The sequence below is a fragment of the Desulfovibrio sp. ZJ200 genome (genome assembly GCF_011039095.1).
Lineage (GTDB): Bacteria > Desulfobacterota > Desulfovibrionia > Desulfovibrionales > Desulfovibrionaceae > Desulfovibrio.
Genome location: NZ_JAAKEH010000011.1, coordinates 55671 through 70922 on the forward strand (window position 1 = coordinate 55671; position 15252 = coordinate 70922).

Genomic DNA, 15252 nt, shown 5'->3' on the forward strand with positions numbered 1-15252 from the left:
TTACTTGAGAATCAGCGCGTTGGCTTCGCAGGAAGGGTCGTTTGCAATGAGCCCATGCGCACGCAAATAGCCGCGCCCCAGCCGGGAGAAAACCGCATGTTCCACCTCTGGCGCGATGCCCGGGCAAAATTTTTTGGCCAAAGCAAGGCTTGCCGGATCTTCCAGATTGCCGCGAAAAAAAGGCCAAGCCCGGCAAATGGCCGGTTTCGCCTCATGCACGCCGCAACCCTGACCCTGCCTGAAAAAAATGCAACGATCGTCCTCGCCGGAGCGTATTTTCAACTTGCCGTTGGAGCGCTCGCCGTACCGCGCAATGACTTCATCGGCCGCAAGATTCAAAAACGCGCAAAGACGCGCGAGATCCGCCGGGCCGACCACAATGCCGCCACGGCCTTCACAGCAGCGGCCGCACATGCGGCAGGCAAAAACGGTTTCCGTATTCCAAACGACCATCAGAAGGAAGCCCTGCGATTTCAGTGTTGCTGCGCGTTGCCCAGAAGGCGGGCATGTTCCACCATCAGGCAGGCGTTTTCAACAATCTCAACGCCCGTGCCTGCAAGTATTTCGCTCACCTCAGGCGAGCTGATGCCCAGTTGCATCCAAAACAGTTTCGGCCGCCAGGGCAGGGCCGGGATTTCGCGCGCATGCCCCGGGCAATGCGGCGGCGCGCGAAAAACATCAATCACATCCACCGGCTCAGGCAGAGCCGCCAGATCGGGAAAAGCCGCCAGGCCCCAGACCGTCTTGCGCGCCGGATGCACCGGATATACGATATAGCCCTGATGCAGCAGATAACGGCCCACAGTGTCCACCGGCTGGCCGGGCTTGTCCTTGGCGCCCAGAACGGCTATGCGGCGGGCATTTTGCAGGATGGTGCGAAGAGCAGTATGGTCAAGCATGAGAAAACCCGTCTCTTGCCTCGCGCGGCACAAAGGCGCGGCACAAAAGGATGCGTGAAAAACGCGGAAACCGGCGCTGCAACCGGGCCTGCATACATTTTGAAAAAGACGCGGCGCGTTCTGACTGCCGTTGCCTGTGCGCCGAAATACCGGCATTGCCGCTCATTGCCGTCAGCCTTTTTCTATTGTGAGTGATTACCATAGCTGCCTCTGGGAAAATGCGCAAGCCGCCGGTTGCGCATTGTCAGGGCTGACGCATCTTCTGCGGCAGCCCTGAGTGCATTGTGCGCTGGTCCGACATTTGAGCGGCGCGGTCGCTCTTGCCGCAAACCCCGGCCTGTGGTAGGCCCTGCGGCACTGCTGCGCGAAAAAAAGGTCATAACTATGCTGCTGTGCTTGCGGACAACGAAAAACGCCTGGGTTTGGGCAGCGGCCGTGCTCACGCCTTTGGCGTACTTGTGGCTGTACACGCCCTACGGCATGGACACTACGGATTTCGGCTATTTTTACGGCTATGCCTGGCGCATTCTTCAGGGGCAGGTTCCGTACCGGGATTTTTATTATATCAAGCCTGCGTTGCCTTTGTACTGGCACGCTTTCTGGATGTGGCTCACGCCCGAAAGTCTCAATGTGCTGGCCGGAAAAGCCGGTTTTGTGGCGGGCATGCTGGGCGCATCCTGGTTTGCCGCGCTTTTTCTGCGCAAATTGTACCGGCTGGAAGATCTGGATCTGCCGCTGCCCCTGCTTGCCACTCTGGGTTTTGTCTGGGGTGTGCATAGTTTTCCGCATATGCCCTGGCATACGGTGGACGGCATTTTATTCGCCGGCGCGGCCCTTTGGGCGGCCGTATGCGGTTGGCCCTGGGCGGCAGGCATTCTTGCGGGCAGCGCCATGCTCTGCAAGCAATCCTTTTTGCTCATGCCTTTCGGCGTGCTGCTGCTGATTTGGCTGACGCGGCCCCGGCGGCGCGAAGTTTTTTATTGTCTGGCTGCCTGGCTGGCCTTGCTGGCTCTTGTTTACGCGTTCTTGCGCCATGCCGGGGCCTGGGCGCCGTTTTTGCGCATGACCACCGGGCAACTGGATATCCGTGAAGCCCTGGATGCAGGCATACTGATTTATCTCCGGCAAAACTGGTGGCTGCCCGCTCTGGCCATGCTGCCCCGGCTCGCGGCGCATGCGGCTAAAAAAAACCTGCCCGCGGCGGGCCAGCCCGCTTATATCTATCTGCTCTTGCTGGCGGGCTGTTATATCTTTGAAGTTCTGCGCGGCAAAACCTGGATCGGGTACGGTCTGTCCTGGCCCACGCTTTTTATGATTTTGGGCGGCGTCTGCATCCTGTTCCCCCAGGTTTTTTTGACAAGATGGCTGCGCGACGGGATTGCGCCGCACCCGCGCCTGCGTGCCTCCGCGGGTTTGGGCGTGGGGCTGCTGACGGCCTGGTCCGTCGCGATCAGCGGCGGTTATAAGATCCCGGCTTTTTTTGCCGTTCCCCTGCTGTTTTCGCTGCTGCTGATTCATGTCCGGCTGGGCGGCAAGGCGCGCCCTCTCGCCTGGTTCGCGCTGTTGACAGGGCTGCTGATCTTCGGGATCGGGTACCAATATCCCTATGTCTTCCCCACGCGGCCCATGCCTCGAAGCGCTCTGACGCTTGACGCCGGGCAGATCTATCCCAAGGCGCGCGGCGTGATGGTCGATGCGCAGATGTATGCCAAGCTGGCGGAGCTGAAGCAATTGCGCGCCAAATACGGGCCGCGTTACAAGACGCTGCCCGGCTTTTCCTTTGCCTATTACCTTGCTGACGATCCGCCGATGTACGGCTCGGATTGGCTCATTGACTGGGAAATCAACGCCGAAGTCGATGCGCTTTATGCTGAACTGCTGCAAAAGAAGCTGACAGTCTTTATGGAACGGGATCAGATGGATACGCTCAAGGCCGACGCCTATGAGCGTGCCGGATACTCCGTGCCCCAGCGAGTGCGGCGTGAGTGGCGTATCGTGGAGGAAACGCCGCATTTTGTGGTTTTTCAGCCGCCCCTTGCCGCGTCTGCGCAGGATTACGGGGGCGGGCAAAGGCAGGAATAGGCTTGGAAAAACAGGAAGGATCGGAATAAGGGAGCCGTCACGGTCCTTACAGCCGCGACATTGGTAAGGATGTCGCTCTCAAGGACCGCGCCGGCAGGCCATACCCGCCCGATCTGCCGAGCTGACTTTGAAAAGTGCGAAAAATTCTGGACACAACCACACAACCACTTTGAGATTATGCAATCTCAAAGGTAATCTGCTTTCGATTGCAAGCAATGCGCCGATTTTTTCCCGGAGGGCCGGATGACAAAGCCCCGATTTGTGCAAATCGGGGCTTTGTCAAATGCCTGAGAGCTCGCGGCCTTCGTCCTGAAAAAAGAGCTTACCAGGTGAACAATGGAAACTGGCGGGCAAAGTCTTCCACGTTTTTGCGGATGCGCGCAAGCTCCTCGGCATTGTTGCGTCTTTCCAGAGCGTCCAGGATAAAGCCGCCCACTGTGGTCATGTGTTCCTGCCGCAGGCCGCGCGTGGTCAGGGCCGCGGTGCCCAGGCGGATGCCCGAGGTCACAAAGGGCGAGCGGCTTTCAAAGGGCACGGTATTCTTGTTCACGGTAATGCCCGCCTGATCCAGGGCCTGTTCGGCTTCTTTGCCGGTGATGTCCTTGTCGGTCAGATCAACCAGCATGAGGTGGTTGTCCGTGCCGCCGGAGACGAGATCGAAACCGGCGTCCGTCAGGCAGTGCGCAAGGGCCGCGGCATTGTCGATCACCCGCTGCTGATAGGCTGCGAAGGCCGGGCGCAGGGCTTCGCCGAAGGCCACGGCCTTGGCCGCCACCACATGCATCAGCGGGCCGCCCTGGATGCCAGGAAATATCTGGCTGTTCAGGGTCTTGGCGTAGTCTTCGCCGGAAAGAATCATGCCGCCGCGCGGCCCGCGCAGGGTCTTGTGCGTGGTGGTTGTGGTAACGTGGGCATGGGGCAGAGGGCTTTCGTGCAGGCCCGCGGCCACCAGGCCCGCGATATGAGCCATGTCCACCAGCAGCTTGGCTCCCACCTCGTCGGCAATGGCCCGAAAACGGGCAAAGTCGATGCGGCGCGGGTAGGCGCTGGCTCCGGCCATGATCACGGCGGGCTTGTGCTCGCGGGCCAGAGAAGCCACTTCCGCGTAATCAATGCGCCCTGTTTCCCTCTGCACGCCGTAGGAAACAATCTTGAAGAGACGGCCGGAAAAATTGACCGGGCTGCCGTGGGTCAGATGGCCGCCGTGGGAGAGGTTCATGCCCAGAATGACATCGCCGGGCTTGAGAAAAGCGAAGTAGGCGGCCATATTGGCCTGGGAGCCGGAGTGGGGCTGCACGTTGACGTATTCGCAGCCGAAAAGCTTTTTGGCGCGATCCTGGGCAAGCGTTTCCGCAATATCCACATATTCGCAGCCGCCGTAATAACGCTTGCCGGGATAGCCTTCCGCGTATTTGTGGGTCAAAATGCTGCCCTGGGCCTGCCGGACCGCCGGGGAAACGAAGTTTTCAGAGGCAATCAGCTCAAGCTTGCTTACCTGGCGATCCGCTTCCAGGGCAATGGCGCGGGCCAATTCCGGGTCCTGAAGCAAAATCTCATCCATGAAGGCTCATCCTTTGCTAAACGTATGCTGCCCGCCGAAGCGGCGGGCAGGTATGCCGGATTGACCGCACTCGTGCGCCCGGCGGCTCATGCCGCGGGGCGCGCCCGTCAGGCATTCCATTTTTTCAGAATCAGGCTGGCATTGGTGCCCCCGAAACCGAAGGAATTGCACATGGCATATTCACAGGCGATTTTTTGGGAGCCGTCGGCCATGTAATCCAAATCGCACTGCGGATCGGGATTTTCCAGATTAATGGTGCCGGGCAAGATTTCATCATGCAGGGCCAGGGCTGTGAAGACCGTCTCAATGCCGCCTGCCGCACCCAGAAGATGACCGGTCATGGATTTTGTGGCGGAAATTTTGATTTTTTTGGCATGGTCGCCAAAGACCAGCTTGATGGCCTTGGTTTCGGTGCTGTCGTTGAGTTGCGTGGATGTGGCATGGGCATTGATATGGCCCACAGCCGAGGGCGGGATGCCTGCCTCATGCAAGGCGTTTTGCATGGCCCGGGCCATGCCCTCGCCGTTTTCGCAGGGGGCGGTCATATGATAGGCGTCTCCGGACGCTCCGTAACCCGCAAGCTCAGCGTAAATTTTCGCGCCGCGGGCCTGGGCCGACTCCAGGGACTCCAGCAGAAGGAGCCCCGCGCCTTCGCCGATCACAAAACCGTCGCGTTTGGCGTCAAACGGACGCGAAGCGCGGATTGGCTCGTCATTATAGTGGCTGGAAAGCGCTTTCAGGGCAGTAAAACCGGCCACGCCCAACGGCGTCACCGTGGCTTCCACCCCGCCGGAAATGGCCGTGGCGACCCGGCCCAGAAGAATCTCGCTGTAGGCGGTGCCCACGGCGTGGATGGCCGAGGCGCAGGCCGTGGTGGTGACGATGTTCGGGCCTTTGGCGCCGGTAAGGATGGAAATCTGCCCCGGCCCCATGTTGGAAATGAGCATGGGAATCATGAAGGGAGAAATCTTGTGGGGGCCGGATTCCAGCAGTTTGGCATGGTAGGTTTCAATAGTATGCAGGCCCCCGAGGCCGATGCCCAGAATCACCGCAGTATCATAGGCGTTGGCCTCGGTGACCTCAAAGCCGGAATCCTGCAGCAGCATTTTGGCGGCAGCCACGGCAAACTGGGTAAAGCGATCCATGCGCCGCACCTGCTTGGGCGGCATATACGCTTCGGGCGCAAAATTTTTCACTTCTCCGGCAATGCGCGAGTCGTAGGCCGAAGCGTCAAAAAGTGTGATGGGCGCAATGCCTGACTCGCCGGCGAGCAGTTTTTTCCAGGTGTTTTCAATGTCGTTGGCGAGGGGCGTGACGCCGCTTACGCCGGTGATCACTACGCGGGGACGGGTCATGCAAACTCCTTATGGGCGGGAGGGGCGGACGCCCCCCGCTCTTGGGGAATAAATACCGGTCGGGGCGTCCCTCTGCCGGACCATAAACGGAAAAACAACATCCTTCCGTTGCTGCTATGCCGTGAAACCGCCGGCGCTGGACCGCGCCGGAGATATTCTCGGGCCGCAAGCTGCCGGAAGTCCGGGCGTTTCCCCGTACAGGCAGAGCGTGAACATGCCCCGCTGTCGGCATGCGGCCCCTTACGCTCGGTAAAGGAGCCGCCGCCGGCACGGTTGCTACTTTTTGTTTTCAATATACGAGATGGCGTCCTGAACCTTGAGAATCTTCTGGGCGTCGTCATCGGCGATTTCAATGTCAAACTCTTCTTCCATGGCCATGATCAGCTCGGTCAGGTCCAGGGAGTCCGCGCCGAGATCTTCCACAAAAGAAGCTTCGGGCTTCACTTCATCAGCGTTCACGCCCAATTGATCAACAATGATCTTGGTTACTTTTTCCGCAACATCAGACATGGTATCCTCCAAGGTAGTATTGATTTTGTCTACTATGACCGGTTGCGCAAAAGCATTCCGGGCATGGTGGCCGGGCATTTTCAGCATGAAAATATCCGGGCCTGAAATCTTTTCAACAACGACCGGGAGCTGTGCCGACAAAAACCGCACTCTGTTTGCGGCATCGGCCAGGCCCCTCCCCGCGAGCGCCGCATGGGCTTGACGCCTTTCTCAGCAGTACATGCCGCCATTGACGGCCAGCACCTGCCCGGTAATGTAGGCGGCTTTGTCCGAGGCGAGAAAAGCCACGGCTTCCGCCACATCCTGAGGCAAACCCATGCGCTTGAGGGGAATGGATTCCACATAGCTTGCGCGCGTCTCGTCGGGCAGGGCGGCGGTCATGTCCGTTTCAATAAAGCCCGGGGCAACGGCATTGACGGTGATGCTGCGGGCGGCCAGCTCTTTGGCGCAGGACTTGGTAAGGCCGATCAGGCCCGCCTTGGCCGCCACATAGTTGGCCTGCCCGGCATTGCCCATCTGGCCCACCACCGACGCGATGTTGATGATCCGCCCGCTACGGTTCCTGCTCATAATTTTGGCCGCTTCGCGGGAGCAGACGAAAGCTCCGCGCAGATTGACGGCCAGCACCCTGTCGAAATCCTCGTCTTTCATGCGGACCAGGAAACCGTCCTTGGTGATTCCGGCGTTGTTGACCAGTACAGCCAGATTCGCTTTGCCCTTGATTTCCTCTGCAAAAAAGTCCGCTACAGCGGCGCTGTCGCCCACATTGAGCGCAAAAGCCCGGGCGCGCCCTCCGGCAGCCGCGATCTCGGCCACTGTTTTTTCCGCTTCAGCGGGCCGACTTGCGTAGGTGAGAAAAACCTGAAAGCCGTCACGGGCAAGCGTGCGGGCAATGGCCCGGCCTATGCCCCGCGAACCGCCGGTGACCAGCGCCGCGGGCGTCTCGGGCGCGGGAAAGGGAGAAAGCGTGCTTTGCGCTGTGCTCATGCTGTTTCTGCCTTTGCTGTGGATCATGCGGAAATGCTGTTTTATAGCGCAGACGAAGTTTAATTTCAATGCGCGCGGCAGCGGTTTGCCGCCAAACTCCAGTGTAATGGCTAAAAGCGCAGCAAAGCCGCGCCCCAGGTCAGACCGGCGCCGAAAGCCGTCATCAGCACGCGGTCCCCGGCCTTGATCCGCCCGGCGGCGCGGGCTTCGGCCAGGGCCAGGGGAATAGAGGCGGAAGAGGTGTTGCCGTATTGATCCACATTGGTGAAAACGCGATCATTTTCAATATGCAGACGACTGCCCACGGCTTCGATAATCCGCAGATTCGCCTGATGGGGCACAAAAAGAGCGACATCCGCCACAGAAAGATTGTTACGCGCCAGAATTTCCTCGCAGATGCGCACCATCTGCCGCACGGCATGCTTGTATGTCTCGCGGCCCTGCATGTGGATGAAAAAGTCTTCGTCCACCGTGTCGCCGGGGCTGTAGTGACATGCCGTGCCGCCCCCCACGGTGATCAGCTCGTGTTGTTTGCCGTCGCTGTGGCAGATGACGTCTTCCAGACCGGCCAGGGCCTTGTGGGGCGAGGCGGTCAGCACGCAGGCGGCGGCGCCGTCGCCGAACAGCACGCAGGTGGAACGGTCGCGCCAGTTGATGCGGCGGGTCAGAGCTTCCGTGCAAACAAAGAGAATGCGGGCCTGCGCGTCCTGGCAGAGCAGGGCCCGGCAGATGGAAAGACCATACAGAAAGCCCGAACAGGCCGCGCCGAAATCAAAAGCCATGACCGGCCCTGCGTTCAATTTGCCAGCCAGAATGCAGGCCACGGAAGGGGAAAGCAGATCCGGGGTGCAGGTGGCTGCAATGATGTGCGTCAGGCTTTCGGCGTCGACGCCCGCGGCCGCAAGCGCCTGGTGCGCGGCCTTCAGGCCCAGGTCGGAGGCGTTCTCCTCGTCCGCCAGCCTCCGGCGCTGTCTGATGCCGGTGCGCGAGACGATCCACGCGTCATTGGTATCCACCAGCCTTGTCAGATGTTCATTGGTCAGTACGGCAGGCGGCACATAGGCGCGCAGCGAGTGCAGATGGCAGATTGGATTCATGGTGTTTACCGTCAGTTAGAGCATATTGCTTTTGAAACGCGCGCTCCGGCGCGTAACGGCGCAAGGAAATTTCCTCTGCTGTCGTCATCTATAAGGCGGCACTGCCGCCAACGGCTGACGCGCGCGGGCGGGCATGGCTTCGCCCTGCCAGAGCGTTTAGCTAATTTCATTAGCAAACCGCTCTAGATGGCGCGGGAGAAACGGGTCAGCTCTTCATTGGCCAGAATGGTTGCAGCAAGGCGGTCATTGGTGCCCTTGCGCACAAATGCGCCGCCCATCTTGATGGCATTGCTCATGGCCCTGGCGCTGGAGCGGCCGTGGCAGACAATGGCCAGTCCCTGAAGGCCGAGCAGCGGCGCGCCGCCGTATTCGGCGTAGTCTATGGTGCGGGCAAAGTTTTTAAAGGCCTTCTTGGCCAGCATGCCCCCAAGGGCGGGAAGCAGGCCTGAAGTGAAGACGCGTTTGAGCATGCGGATCAGCGAAGCCGCAAGACCCTCGCTCATTTTGACGACGACATTGCCCACAAAGCCATCGCAAATGACTACATCCAAATCGCCGGTAAAAATGTCCCGGCCTTCGGCATTGCCCACAAAATTGAGATTTTGGGCCATTTTCAAAAGTTCATAAGCTTCTTTGACCTGACAGTTGCCCTTGCCTTCTTCTTCGCCGATGCTCAAAAGGCTCACGCGCGGCGCGGCATAACTCAGGAGATCGCGGGCAAAAGCATCGCCCATCAGCCCGAACTGAAAGAGATGGTAAGGGCGGCAGTCGACATTGGCTCCGGCATCCAGCACAACCACCGGATTTTTTTCAGTGGGCAGCAGAGCGGCCAGGGCCGGGCGCTCGACGCCGGGGAGCCGCCCCATGATAAACATGCCGCAAGCCACCGTGGCGCCGGAGTGTCCGGCGCTGACCACGCCGTCGGCGGCGCCATCCTTGACCAGGCGGCAAGCCACCTGGATTGAGGCGTTTTTTTTGCGGCGCAGAATATCCGAGGGCTTTTCATTCATGTGCACCACATCATCGGCCTGAACAATATCAAAATGCACGTTGGCGAGATCGAGCTTTTGCAGCTCGCTCTCCAGCTTGGGGGTATCACCCACAAGTAAAACATGCAAATCATGCAGACGGGCGGCCTCAATGGCGCCCGGCACCACCACGGAGGGGCCGAAATCCCCACCCATGGCGTCCACGGCAATGACGGGGCGATCGTTCATTATTCGTTTTCGTTTTTGGCGAGCACCTGGCGGCCCTTGTAAGCGCCGCAATTGGGGCAGACGCTGTGGGGCAGCGTGGGTTCGCCGCAGGAGCAGTAAATGACCGCGGGAACGGCCACGTGGTCGTGGGAACGGCGCATCCCTTTGCGGGAACGGGATTTTTTATTCTGCTGAACAGCCATGAGAGTCTCCTTTTCCGAGTTCACGGAAGGCGTTGGTTCTTTTGCAGTGTCGATCGCGTTATGTCCGCGGCGACGATCTCCTTTATGGTTGTGCCGCGTATCCATCCGGCACGCGCGGCGCGCCGTGTGCGCATCGCGTCCGACGCCCGGGGGCGTTGCCACCCGCACGCCCTGAACGCCGCGTCAGTGGATATGACGAAACTCACTTGCAAGACAGATTAAAATAGCCGAATGTTTTGGAGTTGTCCAGATGCGTCAGCCCCGCAGTCTAAGCCCGCGCAAAACCGCCAGCCTCGGATCGCCTTCATCCCTGGAGCAGGAACAGGGCGCGACATTCAGATTGGCCCCGCACTGGGGGCACAAACCCTTGCAATCCGGGCCGCAGAGGGGATTGATCGGCAGGGCCAGCACAAATTCCTCCCAGCAGATGCCTGCCAGATCGAGCATGGGCGCATTGCGCTCATAAAAGATGCGGCTTTCGGGCGGCTGCGCGGCATCAGGGCCCGCGCCCCCGGAAACGGGAATCCCTTCTTCCGGTTCGGGCAATTCCTCAAATTCTTCAAAAGCGGCAGTAAGCTCCGCCACGGCATCCTCGGCGCAGCGGTTGCACGGCAGAACCACTTCACCGGTAAGCGTGCCGCGCACCAGCCAGCCGCCGTCCGCAGGCAGAATGGTCAGGCGGGCGCGCAGCGGCTTGCTTATGCGGCATTCCATTTCGAATTCCTGGAGCGGCTGCTGCCAGATAGCCTGATCATCAAGGCTGAATTCCTTGCCTCCGGGCGGGAGAGCATGAAGCGATATCCGGTAGTTCTGCATGTTGCACCTCAAAGAGGCGGGTGTTCATACCCGCCATGTTATGCTCTGTCAAGAAAAACGAAGAGCGGTTCCAGGGCTGGCGCATCTTCTCGGCAGCCCTGGCGGCGATGCGACGGCATCGTCCGAAGCCGCAGGCGCGGGCGCGGTTCAACGGCCGGTAAAGATCAGCATCACGGCAAGGCCCGTGAACACCAGACCCGCGGCGCGGTGTACCAGCATCTGGCTGCGCGGGGAGCGGTTGAGCCAGAAGGCCAGTCTGCCGCCCAGCACCGCGACGGAAAAGAAAACAACGATCGTGGCCAGCATGAAAAGAGCGCCCAGGATCAACACCTGAACCACAAGGCTGCCCCGCGCGGGATCGCAGAATTGGGGCAGGAAGGCCAGAAAAAAGAGTGAAACCTTGGGGTTGGTCACATTCATCAGAATGCCGCGACGGTAAAGCGCGGCATAGCCGGGAAAGGCAGGCCCCCCGGCCCCCCCCGCATCCGGGGTTCGGGCCGACAGGGCCCCTGCCCTGAAGGACAGCCATGCCAGATACAGCAGATAGGCCGCGCCCACAGCTTTGAGAAGTGTAAAGGCCAGGGCCGAGCTTTGAAAAATCGCGGCCACGCCCAGGGCTACGGCCGTGGTGTGCACGCACAAGCCCGTCACCAGGCCCAAGGTCGTGATCAGGCCCGCTCTCACTCCGTAAACCGCGGATTGGGTCAGCACAAAAATGTTGTCAGGCCCCGGCGCAATTCCCAGCAGCAGCGAAGTGCCGAAAAAGACCAGGATCACCTCGGCGCTCGGCACGATTGCTCGCCTCCGCTTTGCAGAAAATGTATTTTCTGGTTCCTGGGCCGGGATTTTACCGCGCATTCCAGGCACAAGGCCGTTCCCTTGTGCGCACAGGCCAGGCTTGCCACCAGACGGACCGGGCGGCGGCCTCTGGTGTAACGGGCTCCGCCGGGCTTCAGACCGTTGTGCTGGGCCAGACGGCGCTCCAGGTTGCTGGTGACGCCGCAGTACAGGGTGCCGTCGGCGCATTCCAGAAGATACACATGCCAGACCGCCTCAGTCATGGCCGACCTCCATGAAATGACTTCTAGCGCAGATTACCTTTGACTTTTTATGAAAGTCAAAGGTGGCATTCAGGCGAAAAACGCGGTTTTTGCCTGAATGTACGCCGCGTTGCGGCGGCTGCCGCTTTCGCGTCAGCAGAGCATTTTCAAAGAGAAAATGCTCTAGTCAAAACCGCCGGACAGCCAGGCCACCAGCAGGAAAGACACAAACCAGTTGCCGATGCGCCAGACCCAGGGATTGGGTTTGCGGCCCAGCATGAGCTGGCGCATCTCGCGCAGGCTCCCGGCCACGCTGCCCAGAAGATGAAAAAAGACGAAACCGATGCCTGCCAGCACGCCGAACTGGACCAGACAAACCAGAAACAGCACAAAGCTGATGCACGGCGCGAGGCAGGCATTTTGTTCTGCGCGTCCCGTGCTCCAGATGTGTCCGAAGCGCATGCTCCCGTCGCCGAAGACATTGTGAGATTCAGGACCGTGGGCCTTGTTGCCGAAAGTGCCGTCGTGCCGGTGATGCCTGTTGCTGTCCTGCGTGTGCTCGTGGGATGCCGTTTCCGGTCCCAGCACCTCGGCGTTGACCACGCGGGGCTGTTCCTCGCCGGAGGCGGCTGCGGGCAGCTCCGGGGCGCGTCGGGATTGCGGAGCGTCGGGGCAGGCAGGGCAGGGCGGTCGCGGATCGCCTCTGCCGCGGCCGCAGACAGGGCAGATGAGGGAAGCTTTCATGCCGCTCCTCCCGGGCAATGCAGGTCGGCTTTCACATACGGATCGCAAGGGAAGGAAAGAATTGTCGTCATGGGCTTTTTGTGCCTGTTGGACATGCCGGCGTCAAGTGTTGACTTGCGTTTGGACAGGGGCGGCGGTATTCTCTGCGCCCATACTGCCCATTGCGAAGATGCCGGGGCAAGGAAGGAGAAGTTTATGAAAAGGCAGTGTCTGGCCGCCCTGCTGGCGGTCGCGTTGGGTTTTGCGTTGGCGACGGCCGTACCGGCCTGGGCCGCTCCGTCAGCCGCGCCGGAGCAGATTTTACAGGAAGCCTGGACTGCCTATCATATTGGTGAATATAAAAAAACCCTCCGCCTGATTGAGCCTTTGGCCGTGGACGGCAATCCCCGCGCCCAGGTCATGCTGGGCCAGTGCTATGAAAACGGCCTTGGTGTCAGGCAGGATCTGGCTGTGGCCGCGCAATGGTATCAATTGGCGGCGGAGCAGAACGACAGCCAGGCCCAGGTGCTTCTGGCGTATTGCTATGAAGTGGGCGCCGGTGTGCCGCAGGACCCGAGAGCGGTAGTGACCTTGATGACCCGGGCCGCCAATGCGGGCAATGCCGAGGCGCAATTCAATCTGGCCCTGTATTACAGCAAGGGCCTGCACCAAACCGCCAAGGACCCGAAGGAGAGCTTCCGCTGGGCCAGACTTGCCGCGGATCAAGGGTATGCGCAGGCCGAGCGTTTTGTGGGCGCATGTTATGAGCACGGCTTCGGCATCCCGGAAAATCAGGCTGAGGCGGCCCTCTGGTACAACAAGGCAGCCGCGCAGGGTCTGAGCAGGGAAGGCAGGATTTTCAATACGGTGCGCCACTATCCCTTGCCGTAAGTTGTCTGCCGTCCCGGCTGGCGACCGTGCGCGGTCTCGCCCAGCCTGCGGTACGGAGCCTGCCCCTGCTCGTAATAATCATTGCCTTCAGCATCAATGGCCACAATGGCCGGAAAGTCTTCCACCTCCATGGCGGCCACGGCTTCCGGTCCCAGGTCGGCATAGGCCAGCACAGTGTATTTTTTGATGCAGCCGGAGAGCAGCGCGCCGGCCCCGCCCACGGCCGCCAGATAGGGCACGCCGTGTTTCTTCATGGCATCCACCACTTCAGGCGTGCGGTAGCCCTTGCCGATCATGCCCTTGAGGCCCTGATCCAGCAAGCGCGGGGTATAGGCGTCCATGCGGCCCGAGGTGGTGGGCCCGGCGGCGCCGATGGCCTGCCCCGGCTTTGCCGGGGAAGGGCCCACATAATAGACCACGGCCCCGCGCAGATCCACGGGGAGTTCCTCGCCCCTGTCCAGGGCCTCCACCATGCGTTTATGCGCCGCGTCGCGCGCGGCCAGGATGGTTCCGGAAATGAGCACATGGTCACCGGCTTTGAGCGCGCGGGCCGTGGCGTCGTCAAACGGGGCGCTGATGCGCATGGGCTGTTCGGACATGACATTCCCCTTTAGAGTATTTTTTGATTGAAAATGGATATGTTCACTCAAAAAATGCTCTACAGGATCGCTTCCGCATGCCGCGCGGCATGACAGTTGATGTTGACGGCCACGGGCAGGCTGGCGATATGGGTGGGATACCATTCCACATGCACTTTCAGGGCTGTCGTTTCCCCGCCCAGGCCCTGAGGGCCGATGCCGGTTTTGTTGATCAGCTCCAGCAGCTCATCCTCCAGAGCCGCGTAGCGGGGATCGGGATTGCGCGAACCGAGATCGCGCACCGCGGCTTTTTTGGCGCAGATGGCCGCCATTTCCATGTCGCCGCCCAAACCTACGCCCACCACCAGGGGCGGGCAGGAGTTGGGCCCGGCGGCCAGCACGGCGTCCAGAACCACCTGGCGCACGCCTTCAATGCCGTCGGCAGGCGTCAGCATTTTCAGCACGCTCTTGTTTTCGGAACCCGCGCCCTTGGGCGCAAGACGCAAACGCAGGCCATCGCCCGGCACCACGCTCACATGGATCACGGCCGGGGTGTTGTCCCTGGTGTTGGCGCGCTCGAAAAGGGGCTCGGCCACGCAGGATTTGCGCAAACAGCCGTCCACATAGCCCCGGCGCACGCCTTCATGGATCGCCGCGTTGAGATCGCCGCCCACAATATGCGCGTCCTGCCCCAGCTCCACGAAAATGACGGCCAGGCCGGTATCCTGGCAGATGGGCATTTGCTCGCGCGCGGCAATGTCCGCGTTGTCCATGAGTTGCGCCAGAATGTTCCGGCCCGCGGGAGAGGGCTCCTGGGCTCTGCGTGCTCCCAAACTCTCGTAAACATCTCCGGGCAGATGGCAACATGCCTTGACGGCCAGCTTTGCAACGGCTTTGCTGATGGCCTCGGCTTGAATTTCGCGCATGATCCGTCCTGGTTTGCAGTCTGGAAGGGGCGCACGCCCGTGGGCGCGCATGATCGTCCGCTGTGAAACGCCGATCTTGTATGGTGATGGATGTGAGTCTAGGGTCAGCCCTCATTAAAACACCGTCCGCGAAAAGTCGAGTTTTTTCGGCCGGCAAGGCGCAAGGCCAACATTGGGCGAAGCTGTATTGAACATACCGCAAGGTCAATGTTGGCCTTGCAACGCCGCCGGACGGAAAAAGGCGGCTTTGCAGCAGGTGGATTAGAGCATTTTCTCTTTGAAAATGCTCTGCTGACGCGAAAGCGGCAGCCGCCGCAACGCGGCGTACATTCAGGCGAAAACCGCGTTTTTCGCCTGAATGCCACCTTTGACTTTCATAAAAAGTCAA

Annotated in this window: 19 protein-coding genes; 3 read left to right on the forward strand and 16 right to left on the reverse strand. The window is 60.4% G+C overall.

All coding sequences use genetic code 11. The annotated features are described in order from the left end of the window. The 3 genes from G7Y52_RS05125 to G7Y52_RS14880 are packed head-to-tail and all read right to left on the reverse strand — an operon-like array spanning position 1 to position 1101. Positions 1 to 453, reverse strand: coding sequence for a YkgJ family cysteine cluster protein (locus G7Y52_RS05125; RefSeq protein ID WP_165067151.1), 453 nt, complete (start codon positions 451 to 453; stop codon positions 1 to 3). A 20-nt stretch (positions 454 to 473) separates the two neighbouring features. Next, a complete protein-coding gene (locus tag G7Y52_RS05130; RefSeq protein ID WP_165067154.1) occupies positions 474 to 899 on the reverse strand; it encodes a CoA-binding protein in 426 nt (141 codons plus the stop codon). Beyond that, a complete protein-coding gene (locus G7Y52_RS14880) occupies positions 892 to 1101 on the reverse strand; it encodes a hypothetical protein (RefSeq protein ID WP_206215197.1) in 210 nt (69 codons plus the stop codon). The genes G7Y52_RS05130 and G7Y52_RS14880 overlap by 8 nt, the downstream gene beginning before the upstream one ends. Positions 1102 to 1283: 182 nt before the next feature. Between G7Y52_RS14880 and G7Y52_RS05135 the strand changes: the two genes are divergently transcribed. Continuing rightward, positions 1284 to 2981 (forward strand): hypothetical protein, encoded by a 1698-nt coding sequence (locus tag G7Y52_RS05135; RefSeq protein ID WP_165067157.1) that lies wholly within the window; start codon positions 1284 to 1286, stop codon positions 2979 to 2981. A 322-nt stretch (positions 2982 to 3303) separates the two neighbouring features. Here the strand turns inward: G7Y52_RS05135 and glyA are convergent, their stop codons facing one another. From glyA to G7Y52_RS15200, 11 genes are all read right to left on the reverse strand, one after another. After that, entirely contained in the window at positions 3304 to 4542 is a 1239-nt protein-coding gene (glyA, locus tag G7Y52_RS05140; RefSeq protein ID WP_165067160.1) for a serine hydroxymethyltransferase, read from the reverse strand. Between the two features lie 107 nt (positions 4543 to 4649). Next, entirely contained in the window at positions 4650 to 5897 is a 1248-nt protein-coding gene (fabF, locus tag G7Y52_RS05145) for a beta-ketoacyl-ACP synthase II (protein WP_165067163.1), read from the reverse strand. A gap of 276 nt (positions 5898 to 6173) precedes the next feature. Beyond that, positions 6174 to 6407: an acyl carrier protein gene (locus G7Y52_RS05150; RefSeq protein WP_165067166.1), complete on the reverse strand. Its 234-nt coding sequence runs from the start codon at positions 6405 to 6407 to the stop codon at positions 6174 to 6176. Positions 6408 to 6617: 210 nt separating this feature from the next. Then, positions 6618 to 7394 carry a 3-oxoacyl-[acyl-carrier-protein] reductase gene (gene fabG, locus G7Y52_RS05155; protein ID WP_165067213.1) on the reverse strand — a complete coding sequence of 259 codons (777 nt, stop codon included), beginning with the start codon at positions 7392 to 7394 and terminating at the stop codon, positions 6618 to 6620. A 110-nt stretch (positions 7395 to 7504) separates the two neighbouring features. Then, positions 7505 to 8491, reverse strand: coding sequence for a beta-ketoacyl-ACP synthase III (locus G7Y52_RS05160; RefSeq protein WP_165067170.1), 987 nt, complete (start codon positions 8489 to 8491; stop codon positions 7505 to 7507). Between the two features lie 182 nt (positions 8492 to 8673). After that, positions 8674 to 9708, reverse strand: a complete 1035-nt coding sequence (gene plsX, locus G7Y52_RS05165; RefSeq protein ID WP_165067173.1) for a phosphate acyltransferase PlsX — start codon at positions 9706 to 9708, stop codon at positions 8674 to 8676. Further along, positions 9708 to 9890: a 50S ribosomal protein L32 gene (rpmF, locus tag G7Y52_RS05170; protein ID WP_165067176.1), complete on the reverse strand. Its 183-nt coding sequence runs from the start codon at positions 9888 to 9890 to the stop codon at positions 9708 to 9710. The genes plsX and rpmF overlap by 1 nt, the downstream gene beginning before the upstream one ends. A gap of 255 nt (positions 9891 to 10145) precedes the next feature. Beyond that, positions 10146 to 10604 carry a DUF177 domain-containing protein gene (locus G7Y52_RS05175; RefSeq protein ID WP_346773709.1) on the reverse strand — a complete coding sequence of 153 codons (459 nt, stop codon included), beginning with the start codon at positions 10602 to 10604 and terminating at the stop codon, positions 10146 to 10148. A 249-nt stretch (positions 10605 to 10853) separates the two neighbouring features. After that, positions 10854 to 11498, reverse strand: a complete 645-nt coding sequence (locus G7Y52_RS05180; protein ID WP_165067182.1) for a LysE family translocator — start codon at positions 11496 to 11498, stop codon at positions 10854 to 10856. Continuing rightward, complete coding sequence (locus G7Y52_RS05185) at positions 11480 to 11767, reverse strand: GIY-YIG nuclease family protein (protein ID WP_165067185.1); 288 nt, start codon at positions 11765 to 11767, stop codon at positions 11480 to 11482. The genes G7Y52_RS05180 and G7Y52_RS05185 overlap by 19 nt, the downstream gene beginning before the upstream one ends. A gap of 162 nt (positions 11768 to 11929) precedes the next feature. Beyond that, positions 11930 to 12490, reverse strand: coding sequence for a hypothetical protein (locus G7Y52_RS15200; RefSeq protein ID WP_241159600.1), 561 nt, complete (start codon positions 12488 to 12490; stop codon positions 11930 to 11932). Positions 12491 to 12685: 195 nt separating this feature from the next. Between G7Y52_RS15200 and G7Y52_RS05195 the strand changes: the two genes are divergently transcribed. Then, positions 12686 to 13360 carry a tetratricopeptide repeat protein gene (locus tag G7Y52_RS05195; RefSeq protein ID WP_165067188.1) on the forward strand — a complete coding sequence of 225 codons (675 nt, stop codon included), beginning with the start codon at positions 12686 to 12688 and terminating at the stop codon, positions 13358 to 13360. On the opposite strand, the gene G7Y52_RS05200 is transcribed toward G7Y52_RS05195, so the two are convergent. Then, positions 13345 to 13959: a Fe-S-containing hydro-lyase gene (locus G7Y52_RS05200; RefSeq protein WP_165067191.1), complete on the reverse strand. Its 615-nt coding sequence runs from the start codon at positions 13957 to 13959 to the stop codon at positions 13345 to 13347. The genes G7Y52_RS05195 and G7Y52_RS05200 overlap by 16 nt on opposite strands. A gap of 59 nt (positions 13960 to 14018) precedes the next feature. Beyond that, complete coding sequence (locus tag G7Y52_RS05205; RefSeq protein ID WP_165067194.1) at positions 14019 to 14864, reverse strand: fumarate hydratase; 846 nt, start codon at positions 14862 to 14864, stop codon at positions 14019 to 14021. A gap of 207 nt (positions 14865 to 15071) precedes the next feature. Here G7Y52_RS05205 and G7Y52_RS05210 point away from each other — a divergent pair. Further along, positions 15072 to 15252 (forward strand): hypothetical protein (locus tag G7Y52_RS05210; protein WP_165067197.1); only part of this gene is annotated, 181 nt, incomplete at its 3' end.

Excerpts from the sequence above, each read along its gene's own strand:
- plsX (WP_165067173.1), bottom strand. The coding sequence starts at position 9,708 with ATGAACGATCGCCCCGTCATTGCCGTGGACGCCATGGGTGGGGATTTC.
- G7Y52_RS05135 (WP_165067157.1), top strand. The coding sequence starts at position 1,284 with ATGCTGCTGTGCTTGCGGACAACGAAAAACGCCTGGGTTTGGGCAGCG.
- fabG (WP_165067213.1), bottom strand. The coding sequence starts at position 7,394 with ATGAGCACAGCGCAAAGCACGCTTTCTCCCTTTCCCGCGCCCGAGACG.
- rpmF (WP_165067176.1), bottom strand. The coding sequence starts at position 9,890 with ATGGCTGTTCAGCAGAATAAAAAATCCCGTTCCCGCAAAGGGATGCGC.
- G7Y52_RS05130 (WP_165067154.1), bottom strand. The coding sequence starts at position 899 with ATGCTTGACCATACTGCTCTTCGCACCATCCTGCAAAATGCCCGCCGC.
- fabF (WP_165067163.1), bottom strand. The coding sequence starts at position 5,897 with ATGACCCGTCCCCGCGTAGTGATCACCGGCGTAAGCGGCGTCACGCCC.
- G7Y52_RS05205 (WP_165067194.1), bottom strand. The coding sequence starts at position 14,864 with ATGCGCGAAATTCAAGCCGAGGCCATCAGCAAAGCCGTTGCAAAGCTG.
- G7Y52_RS05160 (WP_165067170.1), bottom strand. The coding sequence starts at position 8,491 with ATGAATCCAATCTGCCATCTGCACTCGCTGCGCGCCTATGTGCCGCCT.
- G7Y52_RS14880 (WP_206215197.1), bottom strand. The coding sequence starts at position 1,101 with ATGGTAATCACTCACAATAGAAAAAGGCTGACGGCAATGAGCGGCAAT.
- G7Y52_RS05150 (WP_165067166.1), bottom strand. The coding sequence starts at position 6,407 with ATGTCTGATGTTGCGGAAAAAGTAACCAAGATCATTGTTGATCAATTG.
- G7Y52_RS15200 (WP_241159600.1), bottom strand. The coding sequence starts at position 12,490 with ATGAAAGCTTCCCTCATCTGCCCTGTCTGCGGCCGCGGCAGAGGCGAT.
- G7Y52_RS05125 (WP_165067151.1), bottom strand. The coding sequence starts at position 453 with ATGGTCGTTTGGAATACGGAAACCGTTTTTGCCTGCCGCATGTGCGGC.
- G7Y52_RS05175 (WP_346773709.1), bottom strand. The coding sequence starts at position 10,604 with ATGGAATGCCGCATAAGCAAGCCGCTGCGCGCCCGCCTGACCATTCTG.
- G7Y52_RS05200 (WP_165067191.1), bottom strand. The coding sequence starts at position 13,959 with ATGTCCGAACAGCCCATGCGCATCAGCGCCCCGTTTGACGACGCCACG.
- glyA (WP_165067160.1), bottom strand. The coding sequence starts at position 4,542 with ATGGATGAGATTTTGCTTCAGGACCCGGAATTGGCCCGCGCCATTGCC.
- G7Y52_RS05195 (WP_165067188.1), top strand. The coding sequence starts at position 12,686 with ATGAAAAGGCAGTGTCTGGCCGCCCTGCTGGCGGTCGCGTTGGGTTTT.
- G7Y52_RS05185 (WP_165067185.1), bottom strand. The coding sequence starts at position 11,767 with ATGACTGAGGCGGTCTGGCATGTGTATCTTCTGGAATGCGCCGACGGC.